This is a genomic window from Enterobacter cloacae complex sp. IR5450 (genome assembly GCF_049238665.1).
Lineage (GTDB): Bacteria > Pseudomonadota > Gammaproteobacteria > Enterobacterales > Enterobacteriaceae > Enterobacter > Enterobacter hormaechei_C.
On record NZ_JBMKIC010000013.1, the window covers coordinates 61642 to 75612 of the forward strand.

Annotated in this window: 12 protein-coding genes; 11 read left to right on the forward strand and 1 reads right to left on the reverse strand. The window is 56.3% G+C overall.

Annotated features, from left to right (window positions below; all coding sequences use genetic code 11):
• Positions 1 to 8 precede the first annotated feature (8 nt).
• From ACOTYB_RS12355 to ACOTYB_RS12365, 3 genes are read left to right on the forward strand one after another with little or no spacing between them, the layout of a single operon-like run.
• Complete coding sequence (locus tag ACOTYB_RS12355) at positions 9 to 779, forward strand: aspartate dehydrogenase (protein ID WP_032660273.1); 771 nt, start codon at positions 9 to 11, stop codon at positions 777 to 779.
• A gap of 9 nt (positions 780 to 788) precedes the next feature.
• The gene (locus ACOTYB_RS12360) at positions 789 to 2258 is read left to right on the forward strand and encodes an aldehyde dehydrogenase (RefSeq protein WP_409248883.1); all 1470 of its coding nucleotides are present in this window, start codon (positions 789 to 791) and stop codon (positions 2256 to 2258) included.
• 13 nt (positions 2259 to 2271) lie between these two features.
• Positions 2272 to 3912 carry a thiamine pyrophosphate-binding protein gene (locus ACOTYB_RS12365; protein ID WP_003860071.1) on the forward strand — a complete coding sequence of 547 codons (1641 nt, stop codon included), beginning with the start codon at positions 2272 to 2274 and terminating at the stop codon, positions 3910 to 3912.
• A 45-nt stretch (positions 3913 to 3957) separates the two neighbouring features.
• Here the strand turns inward: ACOTYB_RS12365 and ACOTYB_RS12370 are convergent, their stop codons facing one another.
• A complete protein-coding gene (locus ACOTYB_RS12370; RefSeq protein ID WP_003860073.1) occupies positions 3958 to 4716 on the reverse strand; it encodes a M48 family metallopeptidase in 759 nt (252 codons plus the stop codon).
• 272 nt (positions 4717 to 4988) lie between these two features.
• Here ACOTYB_RS12370 and tkt point away from each other — a divergent pair, with 272 nt between their 5' ends.
• From tkt to epd, 8 genes are all read left to right on the forward strand, one after another.
• Entirely contained in the window at positions 4989 to 6980 is a 1992-nt protein-coding gene (gene tkt, locus ACOTYB_RS12375) for a transketolase (RefSeq protein WP_409248882.1), read from the forward strand.
• A gap of 312 nt (positions 6981 to 7292) precedes the next feature.
• Complete coding sequence (gene cmtB / locus ACOTYB_RS12380) at positions 7293 to 7736, forward strand: PTS mannitol transporter subunit IIA (RefSeq protein ID WP_045337278.1); 444 nt, start codon at positions 7293 to 7295, stop codon at positions 7734 to 7736.
• Between the two features lie 27 nt (positions 7737 to 7763).
• Positions 7764 to 9143 carry a PTS mannitol transporter subunit IICB gene (locus ACOTYB_RS12385; protein ID WP_126524564.1) on the forward strand — a complete coding sequence of 460 codons (1380 nt, stop codon included), beginning with the start codon at positions 7764 to 7766 and terminating at the stop codon, positions 9141 to 9143.
• A 23-nt stretch (positions 9144 to 9166) separates the two neighbouring features.
• Positions 9167 to 10444 carry a zinc-binding dehydrogenase gene (locus ACOTYB_RS12390; protein ID WP_217202407.1) on the forward strand — a complete coding sequence of 426 codons (1278 nt, stop codon included), beginning with the start codon at positions 9167 to 9169 and terminating at the stop codon, positions 10442 to 10444.
• Complete coding sequence (glpX, locus tag ACOTYB_RS12395; protein WP_104469114.1) at positions 10441 to 11412, forward strand: class II fructose-bisphosphatase; 972 nt, start codon at positions 10441 to 10443, stop codon at positions 11410 to 11412. The genes ACOTYB_RS12390 and glpX overlap by 4 nt, the downstream gene beginning before the upstream one ends.
• A gap of 15 nt (positions 11413 to 11427) precedes the next feature.
• Complete coding sequence (locus ACOTYB_RS12400; protein ID WP_045337282.1) at positions 11428 to 11937, forward strand: MltR family transcriptional regulator; 510 nt, start codon at positions 11428 to 11430, stop codon at positions 11935 to 11937.
• Positions 11934 to 12644, forward strand: a complete 711-nt coding sequence (locus ACOTYB_RS12405) for a nucleoside/nucleotide kinase family protein (RefSeq protein WP_126524560.1) — start codon at positions 11934 to 11936, stop codon at positions 12642 to 12644. Before ACOTYB_RS12400 ends, ACOTYB_RS12405 begins: the two co-directional genes overlap by 4 nt.
• A gap of 293 nt (positions 12645 to 12937) precedes the next feature.
• The gene (epd, locus tag ACOTYB_RS12410; protein ID WP_015571810.1) at positions 12938 to 13957 is read left to right on the forward strand and encodes an erythrose-4-phosphate dehydrogenase; all 1020 of its coding nucleotides are present in this window, start codon (positions 12938 to 12940) and stop codon (positions 13955 to 13957) included.
• Positions 13958 to 13971: the final 14 nt, after the last annotated feature.

Consider the following 13971-nt stretch of genomic DNA (forward strand, 5'->3'; position numbering starts at 1 on the left):
GACACATCATGAAAAAGGTAATGTTGATTGGTTTTGGCGCCATGGCGCAGGCGGTGATTGAGCGCCTGCCCGCCGGTGTGGCTATCGGCTGGATCGTGGCGCGCGCGTCTCACCATCCCGCCATTCACGACCAGTTTGGCGATGCGGTTGAGGCGCTGACGTCGCCGATGGCGTGCGCACAAACGCCGGATCTGGTGCTGGAATGCGCCAGCCAGCAGGCGGTGGCCCAGTACGGGGAAGAGATCCTGCGTCGCGGCTGGCATCTGGCCATCATTTCCACCGGCGCGCTGGCGGACAGCGCGCTGGAGCAGCGTCTGCTCGCCGCGGGCGGAAAACTGACCCTGCTTTCCGGTGCGGTGGCCGGTATCGACGGGCTGGCGGCGGCGAAAGAGGGCGGGCTTGAGCGCGTTACCTATCAGTCGCGCAAAAGCCCGGCCAGCTGGCGCGGCAGCTATGCCGAGCAGCTTATCGATCTGAATGCGGTGTCAGAGGCAAAGGTTTTCTTCGAGGGCAGCGCCCGCGAGGCGGCGCGCCTGTTCCCGGCGAACGCCAACGTGGCGGCGACCGTGGCGCTCGGCGGCGTCGGGATGGACGACACCCGCGTGCAACTGATGGTTGACCCGGCAACGAAACGTAACACCCACACGCTGCATGTAGAAGGATTATTCGGCGAGTTCCATCTGGAACTGAGCGGACTGCCGCTGGCTTCTAATCCTAAAACCTCCACCCTGGCGGCACTGAGCGCGGTGCGCGCCTGCCGCGAGCTGGCCCTGAGCTGAGGAGTGACGATGGACGATCTGAAGATTTTTATCGGCGGCCAGTGGCGACGCGGCGGCGGCAACCCGATGCAGAGCCACTTTCCGGCAGACGGGTCGATCAACGCGACGCTGAATGCCGCCAGTCTGGATGACCTGGAGGAGGCGGTAGCCGCCGGAGAGCGCGCCTGGCGCGATCCCGCATGGCGTAACAGTCTGCCGCACATGCGCGCGAAGATCCTGCATAAAGTTGCCGATCTTATTGAATCCCGCGTCGATGCGCTGGCGCAGATGCAGAGCCGTGATAACGGCAAGCCGCTGGCGGAAGCACGCGGGCTGGTGATGAGCGCGGCGGGAACGGCGCGCTACTTTGCCGCCGCCTGCGAGCTGCTGGAAGGGGAACTTCCGACGCCGCGCCAGCCGGATCTGCTGACGCTGAGCTGCTACGAGCCCCTTGGCGTGGTGGCGGCCATCACGCCGTGGAACTCGCCGATTGCCAGCGAAATGCAGAAGGTCGCACCGGCGATTGCCGCCGGGAACGCGGTGATCCTCAAGCCCGCCGAAGCCACGCCGCTGATGGCGCTGGAGCTGGCGCGGATTTTTGAACAGGCCGGGCTGCCCGCCGGGCTGCTGAGCGTCCTGCCGGGCAAAGGCTCGGTGATTGGCGATGCGCTGGCGCGTCATCCTCGCGTGCGGAAAATTTCCTTTACCGGCGGCACCACCACGGGCCGTCATCTGGCGCACGTGGCGGCGGAAAAACTGATCCCGGCCTCGCTGGAACTGGGCGGCAAATCGCCGACCATCGTGCTGGAGGATGCCGATATCGAACAGGCCGCGCGCGGGATCTGCTACGGCATTTTCAGCTCGGCGGGGCAGGCGTGTATCGCCGGGTCGCGGCTGTTTATCCACGAGAGTATTTACGCCCCGCTGATGGCGAGGCTGCTGGAATTAACACGCGGGCTGCGCGTCGGACATCCGTTTACCGACGGCGTCCATGTAGGACCGCTGATCAACGAAAAACATCGCCAGAGCGTGATCCAGTACGTCGAACTGGCGAAGCGTGAAGGGGGCCGCGTGCTGTGCGGCGGCGAGATCCCCGCCGATCCCGCTCTGGTAAACGGCAGCTTCTTTCTGCCAACCATTATCGAAGGGCTGAGCAACAGCGCCCGCGCCTGTCAGGAAGAGATCTTCGGCCCGGTGCTGGTGGCGATGCCGTTTGGCGATGAAGCCACGCTTATCCACGAGGCGAACGACTCGGTGTACGGCCTGGCGGCGGGGATCTGGAGGCGCGATACTGGTCGCGCCCTGCGTCTCAGCGAGCAGCTGGAGGCAGGCACGGTGTGGATCAACACCTACAAGGTTTTTGCGATTTCGACCCCGTTCGGGGGCTTTAAAGAGAGCGGTCTGGGCCGCGAGAAGGGTATCCAGGGGCTGAAAGCCTGGATGCAACAAAAGAGCATTTATCTGGCGACGGGTAACAGCGTCAACCACTGGTGCGACTGAGAAAGGGTGAGCAATGAGCGAAATGATAACCGTCGGCGACGCCATCGCCAGAACGCTGGAGCAGTATCAGGTTGAGGCCATCTACGGCGTCATCTCCATTCACAACCTGCCGATCGCGGATGCGGTTGGGCAGCGGGACAATATCCGCTTTGTGCCCGCGCGCGGTGAAGCCGGTTCCGTCACCATGGCCGATGCTCACGGGCGCTTTTCCGGCCTCGGCGTGGCGCTGACCAGCACCGGCGCGGGGGCCGGGAACGCGGTAGGCGCGCTGGTGGAAGCCATGAATGCCTGCACGCCGCTGCTGCATTTAACCGGGCAGGTTGAGAAAGCCTGGCTGGACGCCGACACCGGGTTTATCCATGAAACCCGTGACCAGCTGACCTTCCTGAAGGCCAGCTCAAAACGGGCGTACCGCATCAGCAATGCGAATCAGGCGATAGCGATTCTGCATAAAGCCATCCAGGACGCGCAGACCCCGCCGTGCGGACCGGTCTCGGTGGAAATCCCGATTGATATTCAGAGCGCCAAAATTCCGCTGTCGCTGGTAACCGCTCCGATCAAACCGGTATCGGCTCCGGCCGTGGATACCGGAATGGTTGACGCGCTGTGGGCGCAGCTCAAACAGGCGAAACAGCCGCTGCTGTGGCTGGGCGGCGGGGCGCTGGGAAGCGCTGAGGCGGTGAAAAAACTGGCGGATGCGGGCATCACCGTGATTTCCAGCACCCACGCGCGCGGCGTGCTGCCGGACAACCACCGCGCCAGCCTTCGCGCGTTCCATAATTCGCCGTCGGTTGAGGCGCTGATTGCGCAGTGTGATTTTACGTTGGTGGCCGGTTCTCGCCTGCGCAGCAACGAAACCCGATCCTGGACGCTTGAGCTGCCTTCCCCGCGGGTGCAGCTCGATATCGACCCGGCGGCAGCAAGCCGTAACTACCTGATGGATAGCACGTTGATAGCCGATTGTTCAGCGCTGCTTGGCGCGCTGGCTGAAAAAGTGCAGGGCCGCGAGTGGGGCAACGCCCAGTGGGATACGCAGGTACAGCAGGCTGTCGGGCAAGCTGAGCAGGGGCTGCGCGAGCAGTGCGGCGCCTATGCGAAGCTTAACGACGCCATTGAGAAAGCCCTGCCGAAAGACGGCCTGCTGGTGCGCGATATCACCGTGTCCGGCAGCCTGTGGGGTAGCCGCCTGTTCAGGGCTAACGGTCCGCTGATGAATATTCACTCCCTCGCCGGGGCGATTGGAATGGGGCTGCCGATGGCTATCGGCACCGCGATTGCCAACCCACAGCGCAAGGTGGTGGGGCTGGTGGGCGACGGCGGCCTGAGCCTCAATTTAGGCGAGCTGGCGACGCTGGCGCAGGAGAAAGCCAACGTGACGCTGCTGATCATGAACGACGGGGGCTACGGCGTAATGCGTGGTATTCAGGATAAATATTTTGGCGGGCGTCAGTATTATAACGCGCTGCATACGCCGGATTTTACCCTGCTGGCGCAGGCGATTGGTCTACAGGCCTGGAGCGTTGAGCAGGCCGAGGATTTTGACGCGGTGATGATGGAAGCGCTGGCGATGCCGGGGCCGTCGGTGGTAGAGGTGCGGATGGGGCAGATTGGCGCCCTTAAGTTTGCCGGGCCGCCACAGAAAACGCTGTACTGATTGAGTCTTGTTGCCCGGTAGCGCGGCGCGCACCGGGCCGGAGTATTATTTAATACCGTCTGCCGCCATGCGGTCACGGATATGCTGCGCGCGTTCAACGGAGGCCGGGTGATCGTCAAACATGGAGCTTTGACGGCCTTCCTCCAGTTTCGCCAGTTTTTCGAAGCTGGTGGCTAAACCTGATGGATTGATGCCGCGTTTGCGCAACAGATCGTAAGAGTAGTCATCCGCTTCCGACTCCTGACGCTGGGAGAACTGGGAGTTAACCAGTTTCTCACCCACGTCGCCCAGCTGCGACTGGGATAGGCTGCCGACAATGCCGCCCGCAGAGGCCGCCGCTGCACGCACGGCATTGGTGCCCAGCGCAACCTGCATCCCTTTCTTCACGTGACCCAGAGCAACGTGACCCATTTCATGGCCGATCACCGCTTCCACTTCGTTGTCGGTCATCATGTCCATCAGGCCGCTGTATACGCGGATACAGCCGTTAGCCATCGCGAAGGCGTTCACGTCTTTCGCCATATACACCTTGTAGTTCACCGGCTGACCGTTAATGTTGTCGCCCAGCGCGGAAGCAATCTTGTTCAGACGCTGCGTGTAGGTGCTGTTTGCCGGGGCAAGCGTAGCTTTTCCATCCATATCCTTACAGGCCTCGTCGCTCAGCGCTTTCACCTGCGCATCGCTCAGTGAGTAGGCCTGAAAAGCTTCTGCGCCTGAGGTCATCAGGCCGTTAGAATCCATATTCTGACAGCCGCTTAGCAGGAGCGTTGTTCCCACAGCCAGCCCGATTGCACGCATTTTCATGATGTTGCTTCCGTACTCGTTAATCTGAATTAATTCCGAAAAATGCACCGTCAACGAAGCCGGTGTCGGGCTAAGTATAAGGAATATCTACAGGGGCGGGCGAGCAGATTGCGCAACATGCGAGCATGATCCAGAGATTTCTTAAGCAGCAAAAGAATGCTCCATGTACATGCCCTGCGGCTTGGGTTACATTGTTGGCACTTTTTTCCGGCGTAGCCCAAAACGCGCTGTCGTCAAGGGCATGGCCTTTAACAGTCCGATCTGGAGTTAAAATGTCCTCACGTAAAGAGCTTGCTAATGCTATTCGTGCGCTGAGCATGGACGCAGTACAGAAAGCCAAATCCGGCCACCCGGGCGCCCCTATGGGCATGGCTGACATCGCCGAAGTCCTGTGGCGTGATTTCCTTAACCACAACCCGCAGAACCCGGCATGGGCAGACCGCGACCGTTTCGTGCTGTCTAACGGCCACGGCTCTATGCTGATCTACAGCCTGCTGCACCTCACTGGCTACGATCTGCCAATCGAAGAGCTGAAAAACTTCCGTCAGCTGCACTCCAAAACTCCAGGTCATCCGGAAGTAGGCTACACCGCTGGCGTTGAAACCACTACCGGTCCGCTGGGTCAGGGCATCGCTAACGCCGTAGGTATGGCGATTGCAGAGAAGACCCTGGCGGCGCAGTTTAACCGTCCTGGCCACGACATCGTTGACCACTTCACCTACGTCTTCCTGGGCGACGGCTGCATGATGGAAGGCATTTCTCACGAAGTGTGCTCCCTGGCAGGCACCCTGAAGCTGGGTAAACTGGTTGCGTTCTACGACGACAACGGCATTTCCATCGACGGCCACGTTGAAGGCTGGTTCACTGACGACACCGCCGCACGTTTCGAAGCCTACGGCTGGCATGTTGTGCGCGGCGTTGATGGCCACGATGCTGACTCGATTAAACGTGCCGTAGAAGAAGCGCGCGCCGTGACCGACAAACCGTCCCTGCTGATGTGCAAAACCATCATCGGCTTCGGTTCTCCGAATAAAGCGGGCACTCACGACTCCCACGGCGCACCGCTGGGCGACGCGGAAATTGCACTGACCCGTGAAGCGCTTGGCTGGAAACACCCTGCCTTCGAAATCCCGTCTGAAATCTACGCTCAGTGGGATGCGAAAGAAGTGGGTCAGGCGAAAGAAGCGGCCTGGAACGAGAAGTTCGCGGCTTACGCGAAAGCCTTCCCACAGGAAGCGGCTGAGTTCACCCGTCGTATGAAAGGTGACATGCCGTCTGACTTCGACGCCAAAGCGAACGAGTTCATCGCGAAGTTGCAGGCGAACCCAGCCAAGATCGCCAGCCGTAAAGCATCTCAGAATGCGATCGAAGCGTTTGGCCCTCTGCTTCCAGAATTCCTCGGCGGCTCCGCTGACCTGGCGCCATCAAACCTGACCCTGTGGTCCGGATCTAAGCCAATCAACGAAGATACTGCCGGTAACTACATCCATTACGGTGTACGTGAGTTCGGTATGACTGCGATTGCCAACGGTATCGCTCTGCACGGTGGTTTCCTGCCGTACACTTCTACCTTCCTGATGTTTGTGGAATATGCACGTAACGCCGTGCGTATGGCTGCGCTGATGAAACAGCGTCAGGTGATGGTCTACACCCACGACTCCATCGGTCTGGGCGAAGATGGTCCAACTCACCAGCCAGTAGAGCAGGTGGCTTCCCTGCGCGTGACCCCGAACATGAGCACATGGCGTCCATGTGACCAGGTTGAATCTGCGGTGGCGTGGAAATACGGCGTTGAGCGTCAGGACGGTCCAACCGCGCTGATCCTCTCCCGTCAGAACCTGGCGCAGCAGGAGCGTACTCCAGAGCAGCTGGCGAACATCGCACGCGGTGGTTACGTGCTGAAAGATTGCGCGGGCCAGCCTGAGCTGATCTTCATCGCCACCGGTTCAGAAGTTGAACTGGCTGTAGCAGCATGGGAAAAACTGACTGCCGAAGGCGTGAAGGCGCGTGTGGTTTCCATGCCGTCTACCGATGCGTTCGACAAGCAGGATGCCGCGTACCGCGAATCCGTACTGCCTAAAGCGGTCTCCGCTCGCGTGGCAGTGGAAGCGGGTATCGCAGACTACTGGTTCAAATACGTGGGTCTGAACGGCGCTATCGTCGGGATGACCACGTTTGGTGAGTCTGCGCCAGCTGAACAGCTGTTTGAAGAGTTCGGCTTCACCGTTGAAAACGTTGTCGCTAAGGCGAAAGAACTGCTGTAACTCTCCCAGTGATGCAAAACGGGTCGCTCAGGCGGCCCGTTTTTATTTTGGAGGTATTTTTTTGTGTTAACAACATATAATTGGTGATTCCCATCACAAATACGCAAAGTCATAATATGTTTAATTTGCAATGGGTATCACATATATAGACTTGCTTTTTAATTTATCGTTTTTAACGATCTGTTTTTATTCGTTTTATTAAAATGCACTCTGGCACGCTCGCTATTTTGTCTCCGTTTGATTTCATTTTACCGCAGGCGTATTTTGTTTTTAGCGATACGTTGTACCCTAAAAATAAAATAAGGATGATATATGCGGTTAATTGATTATTTCCCTGAATCCTCAATATCAATAAAATCCGCAGCAAAGGACTGGCAGGAAGCCATTGATTTTTCCATGTCGTCTTTGCTGCAAAATCATTATATTAACGCTGATTATATTGAAGCAATTAAAACCTCGACGCTTACTAATGGCCCTTATTACATTCTCGCTCCGGGTGTGGCAATGCCTCATGCCCGTCCGGAGTGCGGTGCCTTAAAAACAGGTATGTCATTAACGCTTCTTAAACAGGAAGTGCAGTTTGCCGACGACGATGAGCCCGTAAAATTACTCATTGGTTTATCGGCGGCGGATGCGGATTCACATATCGGCGCTATCCAGGCATTAAGCGAATTATTATGTGAAGAAGACAGGCTGTCGGCGTTGTTAACCGCTAAGTCAGAAAAGCAGTTGGCGGATATTATCGCTCACGCATAATTATTCTCTCCTTTACAGGATATTATTATGGAACACAAGTCTGCTCGTGCAAAGGTCCAGGCTTTTGGGGGCTTTTTGACTGCAATGGTCATCCCGAATATTGGCGCTTTTATTGCCTGGGGATTTATTACCGCATTATTTATTCCAACCGGCTGGATGCCAAATGAGCATTTCGCCAAAATTGTTGGTCCGATGATCACCTATTTATTGCCGGTGATGATTGGCTCTACCGGCGGACACCTGGTTGGCGGCAAACGTGGGGCAGTGATGGGGGGGATCGGCACTATCGGCGTGATTATCGGCGCGGATATTCCTATGTTCCTCGGCTCAATGATCATGGGGCCACTCGGCGGTCTGGTAATTAAGCACATCGATCGGCTGCTGGATAAACGCATTCCCGCTGGTTTTGAGATGGTCATCAACAACTTCTCGCTGGGTATTGCGGGTATGCTCCTCTGCCTGCTGGGATTTGAAGTGATCGGTCCTGCGGTGTCGATTGCCAATAACTTTATTAAAGAGTGTATTGAATCACTGGTACATGCAGGCTACCTGCCGCTGCTGTCGTTGATTAACGAACCGGCAAAAATCCTGTTTTTAAATAACGCTATCGATCAGGGTGTTTATTATCCGCTGGGGATGCAGCAGGCTTCCGAGACGGGTAAATCCATCTTCTTTATGGTGGCCTCCAACCCCGGGCCGGGTTTAGGTCTGCTGCTGGCTTTTGCTTTTTTCGGCAAAGGAATGGCGAAGAAGTCAGCCCCCGGCGCGATGATCATTCACTTCCTGGGCGGCATTCATGAGCTCTATTTCCCTTACGTACTGATGAAACCGTTGACGCTGATTGCGATGATTGCTGGCGGCATGAGCGGGACGTGGGTGTTTAACCTGTTAGGCGGTGGTCTGGTGGCTGGCCCAAGTCCGGGTTCGATTTTCGCCTACCTCGCGTTAACGCCTAAAGGCGCATTCCTCGCCACGATTGCTGGCGTAACGGCAGGCACGCTGGTCACCTTTGCGGTCGCCTCTTTTATCCTGAAGATGGATAAAAATAACGAAGCTGAAACGGAAGATACTTTCAATGATTCTGCCAACGCCGTAAAAGCCATGAAGCAGGAAGGCAAGTTTACTTACCAGGATGTTAAGCATATCGCTTTTGTCTGCGATGCCGGAATGGGCTCCAGCGCTATGGGCGCGACGACATTCCGGAAGCGTCTGGAAAAAGCCGGACAAAACATCGAAGTAAAACATTATGCCATCGAAAATGTGCCTGACGACGCGGACATTATTGTTACCCATGCCAGCCTGGAGGGGCGCGCTAAACGGGTCAGTGACAAACCGTTAGTGTTGATAAAAAACTATCTCGGCGATCCTAAGCTTGACGAGTTATTTAAGCAACTAACGGCGAATTAATCTATCTGGTTCCTGGAGTCATTATGAAAACGAAAGTGGCTGCCATTTATGGCAAGCAGGATGTTCGTATCCGCGAATTCGAACTGCCCGAAATAAGCGACAATGAACTGCTGGTGAGCGTAATTTCCGACAGCGTTTGTTTATCAACCTGGAAGGCGGCGAAATTAGGTAGTGAACATAAACGTGTGCCGGACGATCTGGAAAATCATCCGGTCATAACCGGACATGAATGTGCAGGGGTGATTGTTGAGGTCGGAAAAAACCTTACCGGGAAATTTAAAAAAGGTCAGCGCTTTGTTTTACAACCGGCAATGGGATTGCCGAGCGGTTATTCTGCTGGCTACAGCTATGAATATTTTGGCGGCAATGCGACGTATATGATTATTCCAGAAGTCGCAATTAATCTGGGCTGCGTTTTACCTTATCACGGCTCCTATTTTGCGGCGGCTTCGCTGGCGGAACCCATGTGCTGCATTATCGGCGCGTATAACGCCAATTATCATACGACACAATATGTCTATGAGCACCGGATGGGCGTGAAACCAGGAGGTAATATTGCGCTTCTGGCCTGCGCCGGGCCGATGGGAATTGGCGCTATTGATTATGCGATTAACGGCGGGATTCAGCCGTCGCGCGTTGTGGTGGTGGATATCGATGAGGCACGCCTTGCGCAGGCGGAAAAACTCCTGCCGGTTGAGCTGGCGGCACAAAAGGGCATTGAGCTTATCTATGTTAATACCTCCGAACTGGAGAACCCTGCCGCTACGTTAAGCGCATTAACTGACAATGCAGGCTTTGACGACGTGTTTGTCTATGCCGCGGTTCCGGCGGTCATTGAACTGGCAGACGATCTTCTCGCCGAGGACGGGTGCCTGAATTTCTTCGCCGGACCAACGGACAGCAATTTCAAGGTGCCGTTTAATTTTTACAACGTCCATTACAACAGTACCCACGTGGTGGGCACCTCCGGCGGCTCGACGGAGGACATGAAAGAGGCGATTGCGCTGAGTGCGACAGGCCAGCTCCAGCCGTCGTTTATGGTGACTCACATCGGCGGTCTGGATGCGGTGCCGCATACGGTACTCAATCTGCCGGACATTCCTGGGGGCAAGAAGCTTATCTACAACGGTGTCACCATGCCGTTAACGGCCATTGCCGATTTTGCCGAGAAGGGTAAAACCGATCCGCTTTTCCGGGAGCTGGCAAGGCTTGTGGAAGAGACTCACGGCATCTGGAATGAAAAAGCAGAGCGCTATCTGCTGGCGAAGTTTGGGGTGGATATTGGGGAGGCGGCCGCATGATGTCTCTGGCATGGCCGCTCTTTCGCGTCACGGAACAGGCGGCGCTGGCCGCCTGGCCGCAAACCGGGTGCGGCGATAAAAACCGAATCGACGGGCTGGCGGTAACCGCCATGCGCGAGGCGCTAAACGCGATAGCGATTCGCGGGCGTATCGTCATCGGCGAAGGTGAGATCGACCATGCGCCAATGCTGTGGATTGGCGAGGAGGTCGGAAGCGGCGTCGGCCTGGCGGTGGATATTGCCGTCGATCCCATTGAGGGGACCCGCATGGTGGCGATGGGACAAAGCAATGCGCTGGCAGTGATGGCGTTTGCGCCTGAGGGCAGCCTGTTTCATGCCCCTGATATGTACATGAAAAAACTGGTGGTTAACGCAGCGGCAACCGGGGCAATCAGCCTCGATCTCCCGCTGGCAGAAAACCTTCGCAACGTTGCCCGGGCGCTGGGTAAGCCGCTGGAGCATCTGCGGATGGTAACGCTGGACAAACCGCGCCTGCATAATGCAATTGCCGAGGCAAGGCAGCTGGGCGTGAAAGTGTTCGCGCTGCCCGATGGCGACGTCGCCGCCAGCGTTCTGACCTGCTTACAGGATAATCCCTATGATCTGATGTACACCACAGGCGGCGCGCCGGAAGGGGTGATCTCTGCCTGCGCGGTGAAAGCGCTGGGTGGCGAAATGCAGGCGGAGCTGATCGATTTTTGTGAAGCGAAAGGGGAGAGTCCTGAGAACCGTCGGGTCGCCGTGCAGGAGCACCGTCGCTGTGCGGAGATGAAGGTGGAAGTCAATCGTATCTATACCCTTAGCGAACTGGTTAAGGGCAATGACATCCTGTTCAGCGCGACGGGCGTGACGGGTGGCGAACTGGTTAAAGGTATTCAACAGGTTGCGGAGGGTGTGCGCACGCAAACTTTACTGATCGGCGGCGCAGATCGAACGTGTAATATAATAGACTCTCTGCATTCACGGTGATTTATCGAGATACAAATGACGACGCTGACAGAAGACGACGTGCTTGAGCAACTGGATGCTCAGAATAACCTCCTCGCATTCATGACGACGGCACAGTCTTTTTTGCTCCAGGGCATTAAATGTTTTCTGCCGTCGCTGTTTGTCGATAACGATGAAGAGATCGTGGAATATGCAGTGAAGCCGTTACTCGCCCGGAGTGGGCCGCTTGATGACATCGACGTGGCGTTACGCCTGATCTATGCGCTGGGGAAAATGGAAAAATGGCTCTACGCCGACATTACGCATTTTTCACAGTTTTATCAGTATCTGAAAGAGCAGGATACCCTCCCTGGCTTCGCCGATGACATCACCTGGGATTTTATCAGCAACGTTAATTGCATCACCCGTAACGCGACGTTATTCAGCGCGCTGGAGTCGATGAAATTTGCTGACTTTGCCGCATGGTCTGAGGTGCGCTTTACCGCAATGATCAAGACGGCGCTCACCCTGGCGGTAACGACAATTTTAAAGGAACTTACGCCGTGAAAATTGGGCTAACGGTTAACGGGCTACATGTAGAAGCACATTATCCTGACGACGAAATTGAAAATGTTCATAAGCCTTTGCTGCGGCAACTGGCGAAACGGCATTTCGCCAGCGCCAGCAGACGTACGATTGTTTTTCTCAGCGCGCCGCCCGGGACGGGCAAATCCACGCTGACCGCCTTCTGGGAATTCCTCTCTCGTCAGATGGAGGGGATGCCGCCGATCCAGACGTTGCCGATGGATGGATTTCATCACTACAACGTCTGGCTGGAAGCGCATAACCTGCGCGCGTACAAAGGCGCCCCGGAAACCTTTGATGTCGACAGGCTGGCGCAACATCTGCGGCAGATAAAAGAGGGCGACAGTACCTGGCCGCAGTATGACCGACAAACGCACGATCCTGTCGAAGAGGCAATCGTGGTAACGGCCCCTGTCGTGATTGTTGAGGGTAACTGGCTGCTGCTTGATGACGAACGATGGCGAACGCTGATGGAATACTGCGATTTTTCATTGTTTATTCGCGCCCCCGCCGAAGCGTTACGTACGCGCCTGGTGGGACGTAAGCTGGCCGGCGGACTCTCTCAGGCCGACGCCGACGCGTTTTATGAGCGCACCGACGGGCCAAACGTGGAGCGTGTTTTGCGTCACAGCCGTCCTGCCAATGTGGAACTGATGATGTCGGCAAATGGCGAATACCGACTCGTCTGATCCTCCGCAGCTTTCAGTGGGGACACCGGTCGACCCGCCGCGTTTTTACGTGGCGGGAAGAAAAGGGATTATTCCGGAAAAATGTGATGGAGATCAGATAAAATCGCTCTTAATCTGGACAGAGATTCCTTTTATTCCCCGATTCGCTTATTCTTGCTGAAGCGTTTCAGTCGATTAAATGTTCGACAATTGACCAATCAATCGCAGTTTGTGACAGCAAGGATTCCCCTTCGGGCGTCGCTGGATTACTCTTTCAGCCACCTCGAACTCAGGGATAGCTTTGCAGGAGATCTATGACCGTACGCGTAGCGATTAATGGCTTCGGTCGCATCGGGCGCAACGTGGTTCGTGCTTTATATGAATCCGGGCGTCGTGCGGAAATCACCGTGGTGGCAATCAATGAACTGGCGGATGCTGCGGGCATGGCGCATTTGTTGAAATATGACACCAGCCACGGTCGCTTTGCCTGGGATGTTCGCCAGGAAAGGGAACAGCTGTTCGTCGGTGACGATGCCATCCGCGTGCTGCATGAGAACAGTATTGAAGGGCTGCCCTGGCGCGAACTGGGTGTGGATGTGGTGCTGGACTGTACCGGCGTGTACGGTAACCGTGAACATGGCGAAGCGCATCTGAATGCTGGCGCGAAAAAAGTGCTGTTCTCCCATCCCGGCAGTAACGACCTCGACGCCACCGTCGTGTTTGGCGTCAACCAGCACGAGCTGCAAGCTGAACACCGCATTGTCTCCAACGCCTCCTGCACCACCAACTGCATTATTCCGGTCATTAAACTGTTAGACGATGCTTATGGCATTGAATCCGGCACCGTGACCACGATTCACTCCGCCATGCACGATCAGCAGGTAATCGACGCCTACCATCCGGATTTACGACGCACTCGCGCGGCGAGCCAGTCAATCATTCCGGTGGATACGAAACTGGCTGCCGGGATCACCCGTATTTTCCCGCAGTTTAACGATCGTTTTGAAGCGATTGCCGTGCGCGTTCCGACGATAAACGTCACCGCAATCGATCTTAGCGTGACGGTGAAAAAACCGGTAAAAGCCTGTGAAGTCAACCTGTTGCTGCAAAAAGCGGCACAGGGAGCATTTCATGGTATAGTTGACTATACGGAATTACCGTTGGTCTCAGTAGATTTTAACCACGACCCGCATAGCGCCATCGTGGATGGCACGCAGACGCGAGTCAGTGGTGCGCACCTCATCAAGACGCTGGTCTGGTGTGATAACGAATGGGGCTTTGCTAACCGAATGCTCGACACCACGTTAGCCATGGCCGCGAAAGGTTTCAGGTAGAGCGCACCTTGCGC

Coding starts and splice junctions, on each gene's coding strand:
- tkt (WP_409248882.1), top strand. CDS start 4,989: ATGTCCTCACGTAAAGAGCTTGCTAATGCTATTCGTGCGCTGAGCATG.
- epd (WP_015571810.1), top strand. CDS start 12,938: ATGACCGTACGCGTAGCGATTAATGGCTTCGGTCGCATCGGGCGCAAC.
- cmtB (WP_045337278.1), top strand. CDS start 7,293: ATGCGGTTAATTGATTATTTCCCTGAATCCTCAATATCAATAAAATCC.
- ACOTYB_RS12385 (WP_126524564.1), top strand. CDS start 7,764: ATGGAACACAAGTCTGCTCGTGCAAAGGTCCAGGCTTTTGGGGGCTTT.
- ACOTYB_RS12355 (WP_032660273.1), top strand. CDS start 9: ATGAAAAAGGTAATGTTGATTGGTTTTGGCGCCATGGCGCAGGCGGTG.
- glpX (WP_104469114.1), top strand. CDS start 10,441: ATGATGTCTCTGGCATGGCCGCTCTTTCGCGTCACGGAACAGGCGGCG.
- ACOTYB_RS12390 (WP_217202407.1), top strand. CDS start 9,167: ATGAAAACGAAAGTGGCTGCCATTTATGGCAAGCAGGATGTTCGTATC.
- ACOTYB_RS12360 (WP_409248883.1), top strand. CDS start 789: ATGGACGATCTGAAGATTTTTATCGGCGGCCAGTGGCGACGCGGCGGC.
- ACOTYB_RS12370 (WP_003860073.1), bottom strand. CDS start 4,716: ATGAAAATGCGTGCAATCGGGCTGGCTGTGGGAACAACGCTCCTGCTA.
- ACOTYB_RS12365 (WP_003860071.1), top strand. CDS start 2,272: ATGAGCGAAATGATAACCGTCGGCGACGCCATCGCCAGAACGCTGGAG.
- ACOTYB_RS12400 (WP_045337282.1), top strand. CDS start 11,428: ATGACGACGCTGACAGAAGACGACGTGCTTGAGCAACTGGATGCTCAG.